The following is a 20,131-nucleotide window of genomic DNA, read 5'->3' on the forward strand; positions in this document are numbered from 1 at the left end:
GCCGCGTACCTGGTGCTGCTCCACGGCGAGGGCCGGGCCGCCGCGGCCACCGTGGTCGGCGCCGTCGGCTTCGGCGTCGCTGCAGCGGTCGCGGTGCTGCTCCCCGTGCAACTGCCGTGGCTGCCGCTGGCCGCTCCGCTGGTGCTGCTCGCCGGCTACCTGCTGGCGGTCAGGCCGTATGTCGGCGGAGTCCAGCAGAAGTGATGCGGGCCTTGTCGCTTCACGCCGCCGCCATGTCGTCTGTGAGCACGGCGATGCCACCGCGCATCCTGACAGCGCCCGGAAAGCCCCACTGGCGCTGCCGTTTGGTCAGCGTGACGCCCTGAGCGGTGAGCTCACCGCTGACGGTGCAGTTGCCGGCTTCGATCGCCACCACTCGCGTGCGTTGTACCACCGCGATGATCCCCGCCATGTCGAAGGTGAGTGTGATCGCCAGATCGACGACGGCGCGGCGGATCCCGTCGATATGGATCTCGATCTTCGGGTGATGACTCGACTCGATTCGATGCGTCACCATGGTAACCCTCTCCTCGACGCCCGTGGCGTGGGAGCGGATAGCGGCCTGCCGGAGCTTGTCGTATCGCCGCCACGCGGACGCGACGAGGTCGGTCGGATTGGTGTCGAGGAATCCATCGGTCGCCTTCGCCACCTCCCGCTCGACGATGGCGGTGAGGCCGGGGTAGCCGGGCAGGAGGCGTCGGGCGGTGGCATTGTCCTGCAGCGATCGGGTCAGTTCTGCGCACGCGTCGGGCCCGAAGAAGAAGTCCCGCAGGGTTGCTTCGCGGGGCGGTTCAAGAGTCATGGTGCACCTCCGTGATGGTGGGAATGCTGGTTCCGGCGCGGGCTTCCACCCGGATGGCGTAGGTCATCTCGCCGTCGGCGGGTGTCTCGTGGAAGGCCGCTGCGGGCGAGGCCGTCGTAATGGCGGCGACGCGTACGCGACTGAGTTGCCGCTTCTCCTGTCGATGACGGAGGTGGCGAGCGGCGAGAAGTGCCGCGACCACGAGGATCAGCGCGACCAGCCACGGCCAGATCGATCCCGGGGGCGGCGGCTCTTCCGCGGAGGTGGTGCCCTCCTCCTCGACACGGTCAGTGGTCGATGGGGCAGTCGTCGGAACCGTGGTCGTCGTCGGGATCGTGGTGGTGGCGGTCGTCGGGGTGGTCGTGGTTGTCGTTGGTGTTGTCGGGGCTGCGACGATGTTGACCGACTGGCTGTCGGTGATGGACGGGTCGTCCTGACACCGCGCCACCACTGAGCGTGGCCCGAGAGGAGCTGCGTCGTCGATCTGGATCGGCACGTCGAAATCCGGCGGCGAGGCCTGCGTGATCGGTGTTTCGTCGTCGGCCCAGTTCAGCTGGATCGACGATGCGCACACGAAGTCGGTCCCGGTCGCCCGAATCTCTGAACCGCGTTGTGGCTCTGCCGTATCGAGTGCGAGGGTCGGGTCCGGTGGTGGTGCGACGACAGTGAACGGCTTCGTGGCGATCTGCGACCCGCACCTCGCCGCAACGGTGTAGCTCGGGTCCGCAGGATTCGGCACGCTGTGACGAATGGTCGCGACGCCGTCACTCACGGTGGCCTTCGAGGTGACATCCTCGGCGCCCCACACCACCAACAGTCGCCCTCTGTCGAGTTCGAACGAATCGGTACAACCGCCGACGCCGCCCACGGTGATCGTGACTTCTGCTCCAGGAAAGCCCGAATCAGGCAAGAGGCCGATCGTCAATGCTGCCGGCTGAGTGACGTTGTTCCTGATCAACGGATCCTCAGCGGGCAGCGGCGGAGGGCCGGGCTCCCCAGGCGGCTGGGCGCCTGCCGCAGCACTTCCCGCGATCAGCAGCACGAACGCGACGGCCGCCGCCCGCGCGACGAGCGACAGCTGCCGCGGGAAGACCCGCTCAGAACTGGCTCGTGATGACCCCATACCTGCACTGTCGCGCGCGAGGCATGCGCGGTCATGCGTAGTCGACTACCCGAAGCGCTAGCGGCCCTCGAACTTCGACAGGTACAGCCACGTCGGGCGGTAGCCTCGTCGCTCGTAGAGCCGGATCGCGTCGGTGTTGCCCGAAAGCACGCCGAGAACAATGTCTTTGACGCCCTGCTCGTGCAGGCGGCGCTCCAGCGCTTCGAGCAGTTGCGAGCCGAGGCCGGTTCCCCGGTAGGCCGGCAGCACACTGAGCGACTCGATCTCCCCGATACGCCCACCGGTGCGCCACGTGTCGGCGACCCACGTGTCGCCGACCGCCATCACATGCGCCAGCCCGTATCCGACCAACTCGCCGGCGACCGACGCCAGCAGCAACACCGTGTCAGGCTTGGCCAACAGTTCGGCGTACACGCCCCGGCGCTCGCTCCACGACGCGTCGTCGTCCACGTAGGGAGCGAGCTCCGGCATCGACTCGACGTGGCGGTGGTGCACGGCGATCCACAACGGCGCCAGTGACTCCAGGTCGTCGGCCGACCCGGACCGCACCTGCCACGCGTCGGTCATCGCAATGCGAGCGCTACTAGTTCCAGATCCGCACGCGCCGTTCGGGTTCCAGATACAGCGCGTCGTTCTCCGACACGTCGAACGCCTCGTAGAAGGCGTCCATGTTGCGGATCACGCCGTTGCACCGGAACTCCGGAGGCGAGTGCGGGTCGACCGCGAGTCGCCGAACCGCCTCGGCGGAACGGGATTTCGTGCGCCACACCTGCGCCCAGCCGAAGAACACCCGCTGCTCGCCGGTCAACCCGTCGATCACCGGCGCCGGCTCGCCCTTAAGTGACAGCCGGTACGCCAGCAGCGCGATCGACAGGCCGCCGAGATCACCGATGTTCTCACCGACGGTGAACGCGCCGTTGACATGGTGACCGTTGGACAGTTCGCGAGGCACATACTCCTCGTACTGTTCGATCAGCGCCTTGGTGCGGGCGCCGAACTCCGTGCGGTCGGCGTCGGTCCACCAGTCGACGAGGTTGCCGTCGCCGTCGTACTTGGCGCCCTGATCGTCGAAGCCGTGCCCGATCTCGTGACCGATGACCGCGCCGATGCCGCCGTAGTTGGCCGCGTCGTCGGCCTCGGCGTCGAAGAACGGCGGCTGCAGGATGGCCGCGGGGAAGACGATCTCGTTCATCCCAGGGTTGTAGTAGGCGTTGACCGTCTGCGGCGTCATGAACCACTCGTCGCGGTCCACCGGGCCGCCGAGCTTGGCCAGCTCGCGGTCGTAGCCCACCTCGTAGCCGCGCCGGTAATTGCCGTACAGGTCGTCGCGGCGGATCACCAGCGCCGAGTAGTCCCGCCAATTCTTCGGATAACCGATCTTCGGCGTGAACTTGTCGAGCTTGACCAGCGCCTTGCGCCGGGTCTCCGGCGTCATCCAGTCCAGCTCGTCGATGCTGACGCGGTAGGCCTCCCGCAGGTTGGCGACCAGCTCGTCCATCCGGGCCTTGGCCTCCGGCGGGAAGTACCGCTCGACGTAGAGCTTGCCCAGCGCGTCACCCATCAGGCTCTCCACCACCGACACCGCCCGCTTCCACCGGTCGCGGATCGCCTCGGTGCCCGACAGCGTGCGGCCGTAGAACGCGAAGTTCTCGGCGACCAGCGCGTCGGTCAGCAGGAAGGCCCTGGCGTGGATCACCCGCCAGCGCGCCCATGCCTTCCAGTCCTCCAGCGACTCGCTCGACCATGCGGCCGCGAATGCGGTCAGGTAGTCGGGCTGACGCACCACGACCTCGGCGGCCTTCTCGACCGAACCGCCCAGTGCGACGAGCCAGCCGGCCCAGTCGAAGCCGGGCGCCTCGTCGGGCAGGTCCGCGAACCGGCGCAAATTGTAGGTGAGGTCGGCGTCGCGGCGCTTGACGACGTCCCAGTGCGCCGCGGCGAGCTTCGTCTCCAGCGCCACGATGCGCTCGGCCGTCGCCGCGTGGTCCTCGGCCGTCCCGCCGTGCACGAGCGCGAGCATCGCCGCGATGTGCCGCGGATAGCCGGCCAGGATCTCGGCGTGCTGCTCGTCGCGGTAGTACGACTCGTCGGGCAGCCCGAGGCCGGACTGGCTCAGGTGCAGCAGGTAGCGGGTCGAGTCCTTGGAGTCGGTGTCGACGTAACCGCCGGTGCCGCCGCCGACCCCGGTGCGCTGCAGCGCGCCCAGCACCGCGGCCAGCGCGTCGGGGCTCTCGGCGGCGTCGATGGCGGCCAGTTCATCGAGCAGCGGAGCCACGCCCACCCGCTCGACGGTGTCCTCGTCGAGGAAGCTCGCATACAGGTCGCCGATGCGCTGCTCGTCGGTTCCGTCCTGCGCGTCGGAACCCGCCGCCTCGGCGATCAGGTCGCGGATCTGCTCCTCCGCGCGATCGTGCAGCAGGCGGAACGCACCGTCGGTGGCGCGGTCGGCGGGGATCTCGTAATCGGTCAGCCAGCGGCCGTTGACGTGTCCGAAGAGGTCGTCCTGGGGGCGGGCTGATGGGTCGACGTGGGTCAGGTCGATGCCTGACCGGATTGCTTCTACCGTCACCCCGACATTCTTCCAGAACCCGCCCGGTACCCTCACGGCCATGCCCGACGACCCCTCCGACGAGCCCGCCGACGAGCCCTCCGACGAGGTCGAACAGTCCGGCGGGACGTTCTCCGCGTTCGGGGTGGCATCGATGGCGCTGGGTGCGGTGGCCGTCGCGGCGGTGCTGCTGGCCGCGATGATCTGGTCGGGGCACCGCGACGAGGTCGACGAGCGCCGCTACCAGACGCAGGTGCTGCAGGCCGCCGCCGAGTGGGCGAGCGTCCTGGTCAACATGAACAAGGACAACGTCGCGGCCAACATGGCCCGGCTGCACGAGAACACCATCGGCGAGCTCAATGCAGACTTCGACTCGGCGGTGCAGCCGTACCGGCAGCTGGTGCAGACCCTGCAGTCACGCACCACCGGCCAGGTCGACTCGGTGTCCATCGAGACGCTGCACCACGCCACCGGGCCCGACGGCGCCCCGGCTCCACCGCCGCCACCCAACCCGCAGCTGTCCGCGTTCGCCTCCCGCACCGACACCGTGCTGGTGGTCGCCACGTCGATCAGCGAGAACGCCGCAGGCGAGGAGCCCCGCACGGTCCGCTGGACGCTGCGACTCGACGTCTCCGACGTGGACGGCAAGCTGATGATCTCGCGCCTGGAGCCGATCCGATGAGGAACCGCCTGCGGGTACTGGCCGTCGACGTGCTGGCGCCGATCGCGGCGATCGCCGCGCTCGTCTACATCGGTGTCGCGCTGGCCTGGCCGCCGTGGTGGGTGTCGGTGTGCTCGGTGCTGTGCCTGCTCATCGTGCAGGGCATGGTCGTCGACTTCGTGCTGGCCCGCCGCGACGGCGTGACGGTCGGCACCGACGACGACGGGCCGGGACTGCGGCTGGCCGTCGTCGGCGTGGCCACCGCCGCGCTGTGCGCCGCCGTGCTGGTCGGCTACCTGCGGTGGACCACCCCCGACCGCGACTTCAGCGCCGACTCCGACGAGGTGGTGGGCATCGCCAGCAGCGTCTCGGAGGCGACCGCCACGTTCACCCCGCAGAGCCCCACTGCGTCGATCGACCGCGCCGCCGAACTGATGTCACCCGAGCGGGCCGAGGCGTTCAAGGCCGAGTTCGCCGGGGTGGCCAAGCAGCTGACGAGCCGCAACGTCTCCGCGCAGGCCACCACCGTGTCGGCGGGCGTGGAGGCGATGGGCCCGGGCCTGGCCAGCGTGGCGGTCGTGCTGCGCGGCACCCAGAGTGTGCCGGGCAAGCCCGTCGACAACGCGGTGCTGGCGCTGCGCGTCACGCTGACCAAGACCGAGGACCGCTGGCAGGTCGAGGACGTCGTCCCGATCCACTCCCGGTGATTTCGGCGCGGAAACGTTCGCTCAGCGATTGAGATCGCGCCGAAATCGCTAGCGGTCGAGTTCGCCTGCCACGGCGCTCACTTCGCGGACGACGTCCATGGCGATGGCCTCGAACGACCGCCGCTCGCCCTCGGCGATCCAGTGCGCGAACGCGATGCCGAACGCCATGACGGCGATCTGGGCCGCCACGTCTGCCGCCATGTCGTCGACGCCGCGGTCGCGCAGCGCGTCGCCCAGGGCGCGGCCGAGCCCGACGAGCTTGAGCGCCTCCCGCTCTCGGAGGGCGGGGTTGTCGTCGATGACGGACTGGCGCTTGCGGGAGTGCGGTCGGCGCTCGTCGTCGAAGAAACTCGATGACGACCGCAGTGCGCTGACCGCCAGGTCGATCGGCGACGCATCGGGGGGTGCGTCGTCCAGCCCGGCCAGGAAGGCGTCGGTCAACGCCTGCTGGCCGTGGAAGAGCACCTCGCGCTTGTCGCTGAAGTGGCGGAAGAACGTGCGCTCGGTGAGGCCGACGGCCTGAGCGATGTCGGTGGCCGTCGTCTGCTCGTAGCCGCGGGCGGCGAACAGGTCGAGCGCGGCGTCCTGAAGCCGCTCCCGAGTTCCCGGCACCCACCTGACCATGGGGAGCAGTCTAAGTGATGACAGTAACTGACCTCACGTGTAGCGTCGTACATGTCAGCAACTGACATCACCTGAGGAGATTCACCGTGCACGTCTTCATCACCGGAGCTTCCGGTTGGATCGGCAGCGCCGTCGTCGACGAACTGCTGCTCTCCGGCCACACCGTCAACGGGCTGGCCCGCTCCGCCGCGTCCGCTGCTGCGCTCGAGGCCAAGGGCGTCGATGTTCGCCGCGGCGACCTCGACGATCTGGACGCCATCCGATCCGGGGCCCGAGACGCCGACGCCGTCATCCACCTCGCCAACAAGCACGACTGGGCGGACATGGCGGGCACCAACGCCGCCGCACGAGCCACCACGCAGACCATCGGAGAAGCGCTCGTCGACACCGGCAAGCCGTTCCTGCTGGCGTCGGGACTCGCCGGCCTGACCGACGGGCGGGTGGCGACCGAGGACGACGTCTCGCCGTTCCACGGCCCCGAGTCGCCGCGCGGCGGCAGCGAGAACCTGCTGCTCGACTTCGCCGACCGCGGAGTCCGATCGGTGGCGCTGCGCTTCGCACCCACCACGCACGGCACCGGCGACCACGGCTTCATCGCCACCCTGTGCCAGATCGCCCGCGATCGAGGCGTGTCCGCCTACCCCGGCGAGGGACTCAACCGCTGGGCCGCAGTGCACGTCGCCGACGCCGCGCGGATGGTCGTGCTCGGCCTCGAGAAGGCGCCCGCCGGCGCCCGACTGCACGCCGTTGCCGAGGAAGGTATCCCCACCCGGGTGATCGCCGAAGCGATCGGCCGCGCGTTCGATCTGCCCGTCGCGGCCATCCCAGCCGATCGCGTCGACGAGCACTTCGGCTGGATCGGTGGGTTCTTCAGTGCCGACATGGCCGCGAGTAGTGCTGCAACGCAACAACTCCTGGGCTGGAAGTCCACCGGACCCACCCTGGTCCAGGACATCGACGGCGGCGCATACCGGCCAGGCCGAAGCCGCTAGCGGTAGCGGGCGTAGTCGACCTTGAGGCAGCGGTCCATCACGACCTGCAATCCGGCCGCCGTGCCGTCGCGTGCCACCTGCTCGTCCCACAGCCCCTGCTGCAGCCACAGCGTCTTGGGCCGCGGGTCGAGGGCGAGCACGTCGCGCAGCACCGCGGGCAGTTCCTCACTGCGGCGGAACACGTCGACCATGTCGGGCACCACCGGAAGATCGGCGAGCGACGGGTAGGCGGGCACGCCGTCGACGTCGGTGATCGTCGGGTTGACCAGGTACAGCTCGTAGTGGCTCGACGCGCGCAGCGACTCCCACACGCCGTAACTGGGTCGCATCGGGTTCGCGGAGGCGCCGACGATCGCCACGGTGCGGGTCTCGGCCAGGATGCGCCGCAGATCGTCGGCTTCGGGTTCGGTCCATTCGGCGGAGCTCGTCATGAGGGCAGCATTCCCATCAACCGGCCGGCCAACTCCTCCGGTCTGCTCAACGCCACCATGTGCCCGCCCGGCATCTCCTCGATGTCGAGCCCCAGCCGTTCCCGGGCCAGCCGTCGCTGGAATTCCAGCGGGAACAGCCGGTCGTCGCAGCCGGCCAGCACGGCGGTCGGTACGTCCGGCCAGCGGTCGAGTGGCCAGGGCTGATCGAACGGCGTGTCGGACTGCGCGGGCTCCGGCGCGTTCGCCGCCTCGGCCCGCACCGCCTCGGGCACGTCGTGGAAGTAGTCCTCGTCGGGATCGAACGCCCTGCCGCCGAACCCGAGCCGTTCGAAGTGTGCGGCCATCGCGGCGGGCTGCCCGGTGGCGTCCCACCACTGCCTTGCCGTCTCACCGGGCGCGGGCACCATCGGGTTGACCAGCACCAGCAGCGCGGGCTCGAGACCGGCCGCCGCGATGGGCGCGGTGTAGGCGCCCATCGAGTGCCCGACGAGGATCAGCGGTCGCGGGATGTCGCGTGCCGCCTCGCGCACCACGTCGGCGTAGGTGAACAGATCGGCGGTGTCGTCGTGTGTGGGCAGCTCGACCGCGACGGCGTGCATGCCGGCCGACTCGAGGAGCGGCACCACCCGGTGCCAGTCCCACGCGCTGCCGCCCCCGCCCGGCACGAGCACGAAGGACGCGGGAGCGCCGCCGGGCTTCAGTCCGGGCTGCCCTGCTGTTGCGGGCGAGCCATCTTCGCGAACCGGTCCGACAACCGGCGCATGCGGATCATCAGCGACGCCGACGGGCTGGTCCGGCCTTCGAGGAAGGCGCCGAAGTCCGTGGCGTGTACACCGATTCGCGACGCGAACTCCTGAGGGGACAGGCCGGAGCGCTTCAGCAGCAGCCGGACATGCCGTGCCACCTCGGTGCGTTCGTCGGCCTCGAGCTGCTCACGGGTGCGCACCAGTACCTCGGCCAGCGCCTTGGACACGCCGTAGGGCCGCGCCTTGTCCAGCACCTCTTCGACCTGACGGGCCGTGCGGCCGTAGGGATCGCGCTTGATCGCGGTGACGATGCGCTGCCAGACGGTCAGGTCGTCGGTCTCCAGCGCGGCACGGATCGCTGCGGTGGACCAGAACTCGACAGGGCGCTCGTCGACCGGGGCCCGCCGGGGCGGCGTCGGGCGGCCACGCGGAGGACCGGGATCGCGGCGGAATTCCCGCACGTCCGGTGTCACCGTCACCTCGCCTCCTCCAGCATGGCCACGGCCACCGACAGGCAGCGCTGCCTGACCGTGGCCCAGTCGGCCTCCGCATCCGGGTCCGACATCACCGAATCGTGCTCGTCGGACGGCTGCGGGTCGGCCAGGCGGCGCACCAGCTGGGTGGCCACCCACTGCTTTCTCGCGTGCTGCCCACAGTAGTACCGGTCCATCCCGGCCAGCACCACAGCGGCGGTTTGAGTTTCCATGGACTCGACCAGATCGGCAAACTCTGCGTAGTCGTGGCTGGTGTTCCGGCACATGATGAGGTAGCTCGCCAGGCGCAACGTCTCGGCGCCGGTCGGGATCTGCAACCGGTCGCCGGTCGGCAGCTGGACGTTGGTGGTCTCCACCGGGCTGCGCCGCTCGACCGGCGGCCGGTCGGTGTCCGCCTCGGTCTCCAGGGCGTCGAGCGCCACCGACAGCCGGCCCCGCCACATCGTCACCGGATGCACGGGCAGCGTGGTGCGCACCGTCCTGCCGTTGCCGTCGGAGCCGTTGCGCCCGTTGCGGCCGCCGCCCACCCTGGCGGCGGTCCGGATCCTTGAGGTGTCCGCGCCGCGGACCCGGCGCATCGCCTGCTTGATCGGCTGGCAACCACTGAACGCCAATGGATCGGCGACGGTGATCGTCTGTGGCGCAAGGTTTTTCAGGCGTGCGGCAGACCGGACCATCATCCGTAGGTCCGCGCCGCTCGGGCCGAGCGCCGAGATGTCGTCGGGGATGATGACCAGGTCGTCGATCTCGACCTTGGGCAGCGGCTTCTCGAAGTCGACCGACGGCAGCAGCCGATCGAGCCAGCTCGGCAGCCACCAGTTCCACTGGTCGAACATCGCCATCAACGCCGGCACCAGCACCAGCCGCACCACGGTCGCGTCGACGGCGATCGCCACCGCGCACGCCACCCCGAGCTGCGCGACGAGCGGCATGCCGGCGAAGGCGAAGCCGATGAACACCGCGATCATGATCAGCGCCGCGCTGGTGATGGTGCGGGCGCTGGTGCTGACGCCGTAGGCGACGGCGTCGCGGGTGTTGCCGGTCTGCAGGAACCGCTCCCGGATGCGGGTGAGCAGGAAGATCTCGTAGTCCATCGACAGGCCGAACGTCATCGCCAGCACCAGCGGCGGAATGGTGCTGTCCAGCGACGGGATCCTCTCGAAGCCCAGTGCCTCGAACCAGCCCCACTGGAACACCACGACGAGGCTGCCGTACGCGGCGGCCACCGAGAGGACGGTCATCAGCACGCCCTTGAGGGCGAGCACCACCGACCGGATCGAGATCAGCAACATCAGGAACGCGATCAGGGAGACGAAGGCGAACACCAGCGGCTGTTTCGCCGACACCTGGTCGTCGAAGTCCTTGATCAGCGCGGTCGGCCCGCCGACGTCGATGTTGACGCCCTCACCCGCCACCGGAGGCAGCTTCTCGCGCATCCAGTCCACGGTCTGACGGGCGCCGTTGTCCTCCGGGTCCACCGACAGCACAGCCGAGAGCAGCGCGCTCCTGTTGTCGGAGGAGAACACCGGCGGGGAGACCGACATGATGTTCGGCGCCTTGGCCATCTCCTGGCGCACGGTGTCGATGATGTTGGCGTTGTTCGTGCCCGCGGCGTCGCCGCCGGGGAAGCCGACCAGCACGCGCACCGGGCCCAGCGCACCGGCTCCGAGCGCCTCGGCCGCCGCGTTGACGCCGCCCCGGATCTCATGGGTCGGTTCGAACTGCCGCTGCATGCTGTTGCCCAGTTGCATCGAGAAGGCCGGCGCGGCGAGCACCAGCAGCAGCGCGGCGGCGCCCAGCGCCGCGATCCACGGCCGCCGCATCACCCACCCGGTCCAGCGGGTCCAGAACCGCGACTGGGCGACCTCCGGCCGTCGGGACCAGTGCAGATACGACGATCGCTTGGCCGCCGACCGCCCGAACGTCGCCAGCACGGCGGGCGTCAGCGTGGTCGAGGCCAGCACCGCCACGGCCACCGCGAGGATCGCGCCGGTGGCCATCGACACCAGCACCGGGGTGTCGATGAGATAGATGCCGGTGACCGAGGCGATGACCGTCAGCCCGGACAGCACCACCGCCAGCCCGGAGGTCGCCATCGCCGCGTCGGCCGCCTGCTGCGGGTCTCGGCCGGCGCGCAGTTCCTCGCGGAAGCGCATGAGGATGAACAGGGAGTAGTCGATGGCGAGCGCGATGCCGAACATCGACACCGTGGAGGCGACGAACACCGACATGGTGGTCACCGTCGACAGCGCATAGACCACGCCCATCGTGACCACGACGGTGCAGAGGCCGAAGACGAGCGGGACCGCTGCGGCCGCCAGCGAGCCGAACACCGCCAGCAGCACGATCAGCACGATCGGCAGGTTCCACTTCTCGGCCTGGCCGATGTCGGTCTTGATGGCCTCCGACGCCGCTGCGCCCAGGGCGCCCTGGCCGATGACGTACAGCTTGACCCGGCCGCCCTCGACCTCGCCGGGCTCCTCGCCGTCGATGCCGACCTTCTGGCGCAGCTGCTTGGCGATGTCGGTGGCGCCGGTGTTGTCGAAGCCGAGTTGGAGCGTGAGGACGTAGGGGCGGTCCGGCTGGGGCGCGGGCTGCTGCGGGTTGGGCATGATCTTGACGCTGGGCACCTGCGCGGCGATCTGCTCGAGGTGCGCCACTGCGGCATTCATGTCGCCGTAGGAGGCGTCGGCGCGCGGCGAGGCGACCAGGGCCAGCGGCGACGCGCCCTGATCCGGGAACTGGTCCTCGAGTTCGTACTGCACGTGCAGCGACTGCGAGCCCTCGACCTCGAAGCCGCCACCGGTCAGATTCGACGAGTGGTTCAGGGCGAGGTAGACCGCAGGCACCAGGAGCAGCAGCCATACCGCGAACACGGCCCAGCGAAATCTGCGCAGCGTGCCGCTGAGGCGCATCATGAACTGCTGGATGGCGGACTCCCCATGTCGTGCCCGGCGTTGCCCCTGTGTTTCAGCGTGAGCGTACCCCGTCATCAGGTACGCTCGCCCGCTCTTGGAATCGCCCGGTGGCCCGCCGTTCGTTACAGCGCCTGCCCGCCGGGTTGTGGCCGTCACCTGCGAGTCTGCTGTCAGGATTCGGCACCGCGCGGTTCTTGATGGCAAGATGTGCCCGGGTTGTACGTCGGGTCGGGGACACCACGCCGTCCGATCGCAAGGTTTGCCGGGCCCTCGAAAGCGTCGTCTGACGCCCGAGAGCGTCCGCGAATCGTAAGGAGCGTCCATGAAGTCCACTGCCATCGGGCTGCGCCGCGGCCTGCTCGCCGCCTTCGTCGCCACCGCAGCGGCAGGCGCCGCGCTCACCGGGCCGTCGGCCGTCGCGGCACCCGATCCGTGCGCGGCCAGCGAGGTGGCCAAGACCATCGGCACCGTCGCCAACGACACCGGTGAGTACCTCGACGCGCACCCGCAGACCAACGCCGCACTGACCACCGCGTCGCAGTCACAGGGCGGTCCGCAGTCGCTGGCCGCGGTCAAGAGCTACTTCGACGCCAACCCCGAGGTCGCCGCGGACATGCAGGAATTGCAGCGGCCGCTGACGAACCTGTCCGGACGATGCAAGCTGCCCGTCACCCTTCCGCAGGTGATGGGCCTGATGCAGGCGGCACAGTCGCAGGCGGCGACGTCGCCGGCAACGCTGCCCGGCGCGCAGACCCCTCGCGTGCCGGGGTCGCTGTCGCCGGCCCAGTCGTCGCCGGTGTCGGCGGCCACCCAGGGCACCGGTCCGCTGCCCGGTCCCTACCGCTAGACACCGCGCGGCGCCGCCCGTGGACCTGCGGATTCCGCGTTTTTGGTATTGGATGGCCGCAAGGCAGGAAACTCTCCGCCGATTCTGATTAGCTTTGCGTTACCGATAACCGCCCATGGTTACGGCCACTCCAAGATGAAGGAGTTCGTCCATGTTGCTCTCTGCCCGTACCGCACGGCGTGCGGTAGCCGGCGCGGTCGGCGCTGGCTCGGTTGCCGGTGCGATGTTGTTCGGTGCGCTGCCCGCGGCCTCGGCCCAGCCGGCCCCGCCGGCGCCGAACTGCACCGCCGCCGATCTGGCCGGTGTGGCCGCAGGCGTCTCCGCCTCGACGTCGGCGTACCTGTTCACCCACCCGGACGTGAACAACTTCTTCACCAGCCTCGAGGGCAGGCCGCGCGAGGAGATCCGCACCGAGGTGCAGAAGTACCTCGACGCCAATCCGGTGGTGAAGGGCGAACTGACCTCCATCCGGCAGCCGTTGGTCGACCTGAAGAATCGCTGCGGCGACACCAACGGCGACGGCCTCGCCGACAGCTAAGCCAGCGTTCGCGTGGCTACTGGGCTGCCCGCGCAGCAGGAGGGCGCGGGCCGCACAGTGCTGATGGTCGACGACGACCCGGACGTGCGAACCTCCGTCGCCCGCGGACTGCGGCTGTCGGGATTCGATGTCCGGGTCGCTGCGACCGGCAAGGAGGCGCTGCGGCTGCTCTCCAACGAAACCCATGACGCACTGGTGCTCGACGTCCAGATGCCCGAGCTCGACGGTGTCGCGGTGGTGACGGCGCTGCGCGCGCTGGGCAACGAGATCCCGATCTGTGTGCTGTCGGCGCGCGACACGGTCAACGACCGCATCGCGGGACTGGAAGCCGGCGCCGACGACTACCTGACCAAGCCGTTCGACCTCGGTGAGCTCGTCGCGCGGCTGCATGCCCTGCTGCGCCGGGCCAGTCACTCCGACCAGCCGTCGGACACGCTGGTGGTGGGGCCGCTGACCATCGACACCGCGCGCCGGCTGGTGTTCGTCGACGGTGAGCGGGTGGAGCTCACCAAGCGGGAGTTCGACCTGCTGACGGTGCTGGCCGAGAACGCAGGCGTCGTGCTGTCCCGGCAGCGGCTGCTCGAGCTCGTCTGGGGTTACGACTTCGACGTCGACACCAACGTCGCCGACGTGTTCATCTCGTATCTGCGGCGCAAGCTGGAACGCGACGGCCTGCCGCGGGTGATCCACACGGTGCGCGGCATCGGATACGTGTTGCGGGACGAGCCGTAGCGCGGTGTGGTTCTCGCGAGCCTTCCGCCGCATCAGCTCGGCGTCGCTGCGGACCAGGGTGGCCATCGCCTCCGCGGCCGCCGCCTCGGCCGTGGTCGCCGCATTCACAATCCTGACGTCGCTGGTGCTGGCCAACAACGACGCCGCCCAGCTGGATCGCCGGCTCGACTCGATCGTCGACGCCAGCATGTATCCCGAACAGCTGCAGGATCCGCGCCGCGGCGTCCTCACCACCGGCCGCTCCCGCTCGACCGGGCAGGTGGTGTTCCAGCGCGGCTTCCAGCTGCCGTCCCTTCCGCCGGGCACCGAGACCGTCGAGGTGAACGGGCTGGAGTACCGGGTCCGCACGCTGCCCGTCGACCAGGAGGGCGGGGTGCTGGTGTCGATCGGTCTGCGGGCCGACAGCATCCTGCTGAGCAGCGCGCGGATCCCCGAGTACGCCCTCGTCGGGGTGGTCACCGTACTGATCGCCGCCGGGCTGGGCTGGTTGCTGGCCGGGCCCGCCATCCGCCCGCTGCGCAAGCTGACCGAGCACACCTCCCGGCTCGGCAAGGGCAGCGACGAGATGCCCGCGGTGCACGGCGTCCGGGAGGCCGAGGAGCTCTCCGAGGCGATGGCGGGGATGCTGGCGCGTCTGGCCGCCGCGCAGCAGGCCACCACCAATTCGCTGCAGGCCGCCCAGGACTTCGCCGCCAACGCCGCACACGAACTGCGCACGCCGCTGACGGCGATGCGGGCCGACCTGGACACCCTGCGCATCCACGACCTCCCCGAGGAGGAGCGCGCCGAGGTGGTGGCCGACCTGGCGCGGGCGCAGCGCCGGGTGGAAGCCATCATCACCGCGCTCGGGCAGCTGGCGTCCGGTCAGCTCGCCCAGGACGAGGACCGGGAACTGATCGACGTGACCGACCTGCTCGACCGGGTGGCGCGGGAGAACCGCCGCGCGGGCGCCGGGGTGGAGATCGTCGTCGAAGCCGACGACGCGCTCGGCATGGTGTGGGGCTGGCCGGGTGGGCTGCGGCTGGCCGTGGACAACCTGGTCCGTAACGCCGTGACACACGGCGGGGCGACGCGGGTGGTGCTGGCGGCGCACCGGAGGGCAGGAGCGCAGCGACCGGGGGATCAGCACCGGAGGGCAGGAGCGGCGGGGCACGGCGAGCTGACGATCGTGGTGGACGACGACGGCCGGGGACTACCCGCCGACGAACAGGAAACGGTGCTCGGCCGGTTCCGGCGGGGCAGCACCGCCGCCCCGGGTGGCTCCGGCCTCGGGCTGGCCCTGGTGGCTCAGCAGGCCGCGCTGCACGGCGGGACGATCCGGCTGTCCGACAGCCCACTGGGCGGGCTGCGCGCCACGCTCACGGTGTCGACGGCACCGGCGCAGGCGGACTAGCGCCGCGACGCGAGCAGCGCGGCCGCGCGCCAGCCGAGCAGCAGCACGGCGGTCGTCACCGACGCCACCACGATGAAGCTCGACGCGGTGCCCTGGCCGGTGGCCTTGCGCAGCACCATCCCCACGGCGACGGTGCACACCCACACGATCACCCCGGTCGGGGCGAGGGACAGCGGCCGCCGCCACCCGCGGGACACCAGCCAGCCGACGGCGGTGCCGACCAGGAACGGCCAGGCGGTGTGCGCGATGCCCGCCGCGGTGAGCCCCTCCTCGTGACTGCGCCGGCCGAGCGTGCAGAACACCGTCACGCAGACGGCGTCGGCCATCAGCGCGAGGGCCGCAGGGCGGCTACCGGTCCGCATAGGTCATCACGTCGAGGAACAGCGGCATGACGTCAGTCTCGTCGGCGGCGGCGAAGCCGGGTTGCCTGGGTGCCGGCTTGCTGTCGAAGAGGCCGTCGACCGCGGCAGGGGACGCGAGGCGGGAGTCGAGGCGGTAGGACGAGAACACGAAGGGCAGCCCGTCCGACAGCAGCGGGTCGGGCGTGTTCATCACGTGGAAGTGCAGGTGCGGCGCGTCGGTGTTGCCGGTGTTGCCCAGCGATGCGATCACCTGGCCGGTGGTGAGCCGGTCCCCGGGCTTCACCTTGACGCTGCCGGTCTTCAGGTGCGCGTAGAAGGCGTAGTTGCCGTCGCCGAGGTCCTGCACGATGTGGTTGCCGCCGTACTGGTCGAGCGGCAGGCCGGTGGGGCTGGCCCCTGCCACCTGTTCGGGGAGGTCGTCGACGACCGCGACCACCGGCCCGTCACCCACCGCGTGGATGTCGGCGCCGAAGTAGGGGTAGCTCTCCAGCTTGGCCCTGTCGCCGGTGAACAGCAGGCCGTCCGGCTGCAGCTGGACGTAGTCGATCGCGAAACGCTCTGCGCCCCAGAGTTTTCCGTTCAGGCCGTTGAGTGCCATCCGGTGCGGCGTCATGTCGCAGCAGCCGTTGCCGTCGAGCCAGTTCGGCCCGCGCAGCGGTGGTTCGATCACCACCGGCTTGCGGTTCTGGACGGTCACCGGCGCGACGTCCTCGGTCATCGTCGCCGGCAGCAGCGGCGGCATGGGTTGTGCGAGAGTCAGTTTCAGGCGATGGGTGAGCTCGGCCGGGATGTCGGCGGGTGCGCCGTCGGCCTTCCGGTCGATGGCCACGTCGAGCCAGACCTTCGCGCTCTGCCCCGGCCCGAGCTTGGTGGTCGGCGCGGGGGCGGGCGTGCCCACCGGCCGGGTCCGGTAACCCAACCGGTCGCCGGCGAGTTCGAGCAGCGTGGTGTCGCCGGACCGGACCTCCAGCGCGTCCATCGTCACCTCGCTCGGCAGCTGGTTGGTGAGCACGAGTTCGTAGGCCAGGTGGTCCCTGCCGTCGGTGCCGGGCACCGGTATCGGGTCGGCGACGGCGTCGACGAGCACCGGGCTCACCTGCGCGGGGGCCTGCGCCGGCCGGTCGGAAGTGCCGCTCGGCGAGGGGCTCGCCGCCGGTGGTGGCGTGCCGGTGTCCGCGGGTTCGTCCTGCGACCCGGTGCAGGACGCGGTCAGTAACGCCAGCGCGCCGAACAGTGCTGCGACGCAGCGCTTTCCGTTGCTCATCGGCGCTCCTCTTCCCGGGGTTGGCGCGGCGCGTCCGGGTCGATGTCCTTCTCGGTGCGGAACATGAAGAAGAACACCACCCAACCGATCGCGGCGATGAAGATCCAGCTCACCAGGCGATAGATCAGCATGGCCGAGATGGCCGAGGCCAGCGTCATGCCGCTGGAGACCAGGCCGGGCACCAGCACGGCCTCCACCACCAGCAGCCCACCCGGCATCAGCGGGATCGAGCCGACGGCGCGGGCCGCGGCGTACGCGACGGTCACCCCGGCCAGCCCGGGATGTCCCCCCGCGGCGTAGCAGGCGAACGCCAGGCAGGCCACGTCGGCGATCCAGTTGAACAGCGACCAGCCGAAGGCGACGCTGAGATCGCGACGGCCAAGCTGTACGGACTCGAGCTGGTTCAGCGTCGCCCGCCACGTGCCGAGGCCGGTTTCGACGGGCCTGCCGCGCACCTGGTTGGCCCAGCCGAGTACGCGTACCGCGATCCCGTCGATCAGCTCCGGCCGGGTGGCGACCGCCTGGGCCAGCAGAACGATGGCGAGGAAGCCGCCGAGCGAGAAGATCAGCGACAGCGGGTTCTTGCTGGCGCCCAGCATGAACGCCCCGCCGAGCCCGAGCAGTGCCAGGCCGACCACCTGCAGCACTCCTGACATCACCAGCTGCCAGGACGCCACCACCGGCGACGCGCCCCACATCCGCTGCTGGCGGTACACGAAGGTCGCCGAGAGCACGGGGCCGCCGGGCATCGTGGTCGACAGCGCGTTGCCGGCGTAGAACGCCGCCTCGGACCGCCACTGCCGCACCGTCACCCCGGCCGACTCCAGCAGCGTCCGCTGGATCTGGGCGAAGCTGTGCATCGACGCCATCGCCGCGACGACGGCGGCGAGCACCCACCACCAGTTCGCCGAGATGAGGCTCTTCCAGGCCTTCGCCAGCTGATCCCACACCAGCACCAGCTCGACGGTCAGCACCGTCACCGCGACGCCGATCAGTACCCACCGCAGCCACCAGTACCTGCTGCGGCCGGAAGCCACCCGGCTGGCACGTTCCGGCTGTGCGCCGGCGGCCGGGGCGTCGTCGGACACGACTTACAGGGTAACGGCGCAGGTACCGCGTTTGACGCCGCTGCGCCGGGCGCGTTTCGCCCCGTCCGCGCGCGGTGCCGGGCGGATGGTCCGGTGGCGGCTACGCTCGCGGCATGTCAGCAGGTCTGGGTGCCGATCCGCTCGCCGACAGCGCGGTCACGCCGTTCGTCCGCAAGGCCGCCGCCTGGGCGTGGCGACTGCTCATCCTGTTCGCCGCGCTCCTGGCGCTGCTGTGGCTGGTCAAACGGCTCGAGGTGATCTTCGTACCGGTCGCGCTGGCCACCATCATCGCCGCGTTGCTGATGCCCGCCGTCGACTTCCTCGACCGCCGCGGGGCCCCGCGCGGGGGCGGGGTCGCGCTGGTGATGCTCAGCGGGATCGCGGTGGTGGGCGGGCTGCTGACGTTCGTCGTCAGCCAGTTCATCGAGGGCGCCCCCGCCCTGGTGGCCGAGGTGACGCGAAGCATCGACGGCGTCCGCGGATGGCTGGTCGACGGGCCGCTGCACCTGAGCCGCGACCAGATCGACAACGCGGGCAACGCGGCCATCGAGGCGCTGCGCGACAACCAGGAGCGGCTCACCACCGGCGCGCTGTCGACGGCGGGGACCATCACCGAGATCCTCACCGGCGCGCTGCTGGTGCTGTTCACGCTGATCTTCCTGCTGCACGGCGGCCGGAACATCTTCGGCTTCGTCACCCAGATCTTCCCCGAGGACGTCCGGGGACGCGTCCGCGACGCCGGCCGGGCCGGCTTCCACTCGCTGATCGGCTACATCCGGGCCACGTTCCTGGTCGCGCTGGTCGACGCGGTGGGCATCGGCGCCGGTCTGGCCATCATGGGCATCCCGCTGGCGCTGCCGCTGGCGTCGCTGGTGTTCCTCGGGGCGTTCGTCCCGCTCATCGGCGCGGTGATCACCGGGTTCCTCGCGGTGATCGTGGCCCTGCTGGCCAAGGGCTTCGTGTACGCGCTCATCACGCTCGGCCTGATCATCGCCGTGCAGCAGCTGGAGGCGCACGTGCTGCAGCCGCTGGTGATGGGCCGCGCGGTGTCGATCCACCCGCTCGCGGTGGTGTTGGCCATCGCGGGGGGCGCAGTGCTGGCCGGCATCGTCGGCGCGCTGCTCGCCGTGCCGACGATCGCGTTCGTCAACAGCGCGGTGCGCGTCCTCGTGGCGTCCGATCCCGAGGCGGAGGCCGAGGCACTGGAGGAGGACGACGGGCCGCGGATAGACGCCGAACCCGACGACGTGGGACCGCAGCCCCCCTACGACGAGTGATCTCGGCGCGCGAACCATCGCTCAGCGAACGTTTGCGCGCCGAAATCGCGAGTGGCTAGAGCCGGCCCTCACGCCGGAGCAGGTCCGCCGCACTCATCCCGCCGCCGCGGCGACGCTGCTGCTCGTCGTCGGACTCCCGGGTGTCGATCTTCTCGGTGCTCGCCGGGTCCTGCGTCCGCGGAGTCGGGATCGCAGTGGTGGCATCGGGATTCTTCGGCTGCTGCCGCTGGCGCGGGGTCGGGATGGCCGTGGTCGGCTCGTTGCCCTCGTCCGCTGTGCGCGGCGTGCCGTTGCCGACGCGGGGTCCGCCCGGACGCATCGCCCGTGTCGGATCGGCCGACGGTTGCGGCGGACGCGGGGGCTGGCCGGGCTCGGCACCGCCGGCGGGACGGCCGCGCAGTTCGCCGAGCCATGACTCGATCTCGCGCTCCTCGCGCTGCTGTGCCGGCGGCGTCGCCCGCGGCACCCGCTGGGTGGGCGCGTTGCCGATGGCACCGCGGACGGCGTTCTTGGCCGCCGAGAACCGGGTGGTCGGCGGTTCCTCGTGCGGCGCGGCGGGCGCGGCGCCCCGCGTCGGGATGCGG

The 20,131-nt window shown here is 70.4% G+C and carries 20 protein-coding genes and 2 pseudogenes; 9 read left to right on the forward strand and 13 right to left on the reverse strand.

Annotated features, from left to right (window positions below; all coding sequences use genetic code 11):
• A pseudogene (locus tag Q2100_RS14620) lies at positions 1-204 on the forward strand (hypothetical protein); the annotation flags it as partial.
• 16 nt (positions 205-220) lie between these two features.
• Here Q2100_RS14620 and Q2100_RS14625 read toward each other — a convergent pair.
• The 4 genes from Q2100_RS14625 to Q2100_RS14640 form a co-directional block, all read right to left on the reverse strand.
• The gene (locus Q2100_RS14625; protein ID WP_302914653.1) at positions 221-802 is read right to left on the reverse strand and encodes a hypothetical protein; all 582 of its coding nucleotides are present in this window, start codon (positions 800-802) and stop codon (positions 221-223) included.
• The gene (locus Q2100_RS14630; protein ID WP_302914654.1) at positions 792-1,844 is read right to left on the reverse strand and encodes a hypothetical protein; all 1,053 of its coding nucleotides are present in this window, start codon (positions 1,842-1,844) and stop codon (positions 792-794) included. The genes Q2100_RS14625 and Q2100_RS14630 overlap by 11 nt, the downstream gene beginning before the upstream one ends.
• A gap of 138 nt (positions 1,845-1,982) precedes the next feature.
• On the reverse strand, positions 1,983-2,492 hold the full coding sequence (locus Q2100_RS14635; protein ID WP_302914655.1) for a GNAT family N-acetyltransferase: 510 nt from the start codon (positions 2,490-2,492) through the stop codon (positions 1,983-1,985).
• A gap of 16 nt (positions 2,493-2,508) precedes the next feature.
• Positions 2,509-4,494, reverse strand: a complete 1,986-nt coding sequence (locus Q2100_RS14640) for a M13 family metallopeptidase (RefSeq protein ID WP_302914656.1) — start codon at positions 4,492-4,494, stop codon at positions 2,509-2,511.
• A gap of 40 nt (positions 4,495-4,534) precedes the next feature.
• On the opposite strand from Q2100_RS14640, the gene Q2100_RS14645 reads away from it, so the two are divergent.
• Both Q2100_RS14645 and Q2100_RS14650 read left to right on the forward strand, forming a co-directional pair.
• Positions 4,535-5,155, forward strand: coding sequence for a hypothetical protein (locus Q2100_RS14645; protein WP_302914657.1), 621 nt, complete (start codon positions 4,535-4,537; stop codon positions 5,153-5,155).
• Positions 5,152-5,841 (forward strand): hypothetical protein, encoded by a 690-nt coding sequence (locus Q2100_RS14650; RefSeq protein ID WP_302914658.1) that lies wholly within the window; start codon positions 5,152-5,154, stop codon positions 5,839-5,841. Before Q2100_RS14645 ends, Q2100_RS14650 begins: the two co-directional genes overlap by 4 nt.
• 48 nt (positions 5,842-5,889) lie before the next feature.
• On the opposite strand, the gene Q2100_RS14655 is transcribed toward Q2100_RS14650, so the two are convergent.
• Positions 5,890-6,465: a TetR/AcrR family transcriptional regulator gene (locus Q2100_RS14655; protein ID WP_302914659.1), complete on the reverse strand. Its 576-nt coding sequence runs from the start codon at positions 6,463-6,465 to the stop codon at positions 5,890-5,892.
• Positions 6,466-6,551: 86 nt separating this feature from the next.
• Here Q2100_RS14655 and Q2100_RS14660 point away from each other — a divergent pair, with 86 nt between their 5' ends.
• Positions 6,552-7,457, forward strand: coding sequence for an SDR family oxidoreductase (locus Q2100_RS14660; RefSeq protein WP_302914660.1), 906 nt, complete (start codon positions 6,552-6,554; stop codon positions 7,455-7,457).
• On the opposite strand, the gene Q2100_RS14665 is transcribed toward Q2100_RS14660, so the two are convergent.
• From Q2100_RS14665 to Q2100_RS14680, 4 genes are read right to left on the reverse strand one after another with little or no spacing between them, the layout of a single operon-like run.
• Positions 7,454-7,888: a CoA-binding protein gene (locus tag Q2100_RS14665; protein WP_302914661.1), complete on the reverse strand. Its 435-nt coding sequence runs from the start codon at positions 7,886-7,888 to the stop codon at positions 7,454-7,456. The two genes, Q2100_RS14660 and Q2100_RS14665, sit on opposite strands and share 4 nt — an antisense overlap.
• The gene (locus tag Q2100_RS14670) at positions 7,885-8,559 is read right to left on the reverse strand and encodes an alpha/beta fold hydrolase (protein ID WP_302914662.1); all 675 of its coding nucleotides are present in this window, start codon (positions 8,557-8,559) and stop codon (positions 7,885-7,887) included. Before Q2100_RS14670 ends, Q2100_RS14665 begins: the two co-directional genes overlap by 4 nt.
• A 26-nt stretch (positions 8,560-8,585) precedes the next feature.
• The gene (locus Q2100_RS14675; protein ID WP_372503797.1) at positions 8,586-9,113 is read right to left on the reverse strand and encodes a helix-turn-helix domain-containing protein; all 528 of its coding nucleotides are present in this window, start codon (positions 9,111-9,113) and stop codon (positions 8,586-8,588) included.
• Positions 9,110-12,046, reverse strand: a complete 2,937-nt coding sequence (locus Q2100_RS14680; protein ID WP_302914663.1) for an MMPL family transporter — start codon at positions 12,044-12,046, stop codon at positions 9,110-9,112. The genes Q2100_RS14675 and Q2100_RS14680 overlap by 4 nt, the downstream gene beginning before the upstream one ends.
• A 322-nt stretch (positions 12,047-12,368) precedes the next feature.
• On the opposite strand from Q2100_RS14680, the gene Q2100_RS14685 reads away from it, so the two are divergent.
• The 4 genes from Q2100_RS14685 to Q2100_RS14700 all read left to right on the forward strand — a co-directional run bounded on the left by Q2100_RS14685 (position 12,369) and on the right by Q2100_RS14700 (position 15,556).
• Entirely contained in the window at positions 12,369-12,893 is a 525-nt protein-coding gene (locus Q2100_RS14685) for a hemophore (RefSeq protein ID WP_302914664.1), read from the forward strand.
• Between the two features lie 151 nt (positions 12,894-13,044).
• Entirely contained in the window at positions 13,045-13,431 is a 387-nt protein-coding gene (locus Q2100_RS14690) for a heme-binding protein (protein WP_264015136.1), read from the forward strand.
• Positions 13,432-13,494: 63 nt separating this feature from the next.
• Positions 13,495-14,163 carry a response regulator transcription factor gene (locus Q2100_RS14695; RefSeq protein ID WP_264015171.1) on the forward strand — a complete coding sequence of 223 codons (669 nt, stop codon included), beginning with the start codon at positions 13,495-13,497 and terminating at the stop codon, positions 14,161-14,163.
• Positions 14,164-14,167: 4 nt separating this feature from the next.
• Positions 14,168-15,556 carry a sensor histidine kinase gene (locus Q2100_RS14700; RefSeq protein ID WP_302914665.1) on the forward strand — a complete coding sequence of 463 codons (1,389 nt, stop codon included), beginning with the start codon at positions 14,168-14,170 and terminating at the stop codon, positions 15,554-15,556.
• Here the strand turns inward: Q2100_RS14700 and Q2100_RS14705 are convergent.
• The 3 genes from Q2100_RS14705 to Q2100_RS14715 are packed head-to-tail and all read right to left on the reverse strand — an operon-like array spanning position 15,553 to position 18,270.
• The gene (locus Q2100_RS14705; RefSeq protein WP_302914666.1) at positions 15,553-15,918 is read right to left on the reverse strand and encodes a DUF3054 domain-containing protein; all 366 of its coding nucleotides are present in this window, start codon (positions 15,916-15,918) and stop codon (positions 15,553-15,555) included. The two genes, Q2100_RS14700 and Q2100_RS14705, sit on opposite strands and share 4 nt — an antisense overlap.
• Complete coding sequence (locus Q2100_RS14710) at positions 15,905-17,182, reverse strand: M23 family metallopeptidase (protein WP_302914667.1); 1,278 nt, start codon at positions 17,180-17,182, stop codon at positions 15,905-15,907. Before Q2100_RS14710 ends, Q2100_RS14705 begins: the two co-directional genes overlap by 14 nt.
• Positions 17,179-18,270, reverse strand: coding sequence for a lysylphosphatidylglycerol synthase transmembrane domain-containing protein (locus tag Q2100_RS14715; protein ID WP_407667629.1), 1,092 nt, complete (start codon positions 18,268-18,270; stop codon positions 17,179-17,181). Before Q2100_RS14715 ends, Q2100_RS14710 begins: the two co-directional genes overlap by 4 nt.
• Before the next feature lie 113 nt (positions 18,271-18,383).
• Between Q2100_RS14715 and Q2100_RS14720 the strand changes: the two genes are divergently transcribed.
• The gene (locus tag Q2100_RS14720) at positions 18,384-19,547 is read left to right on the forward strand and encodes an AI-2E family transporter (RefSeq protein ID WP_302914668.1); all 1,164 of its coding nucleotides are present in this window, start codon (positions 18,384-18,386) and stop codon (positions 19,545-19,547) included.
• Between the two features lie 55 nt (positions 19,548-19,602).
• Here Q2100_RS14720 and Q2100_RS14725 read toward each other — a convergent pair.
• A pseudogene (locus Q2100_RS14725) lies at positions 19,603-20,131 on the reverse strand (hypothetical protein); the annotation flags it as partial.

This window comes from Mycolicibacterium arseniciresistens (assembly GCF_030519285.1).
GTDB classification, from domain to species: Bacteria; Actinomycetota; Actinomycetes; order Mycobacteriales; family Mycobacteriaceae; genus Mycobacterium; species Mycobacterium arseniciresistens.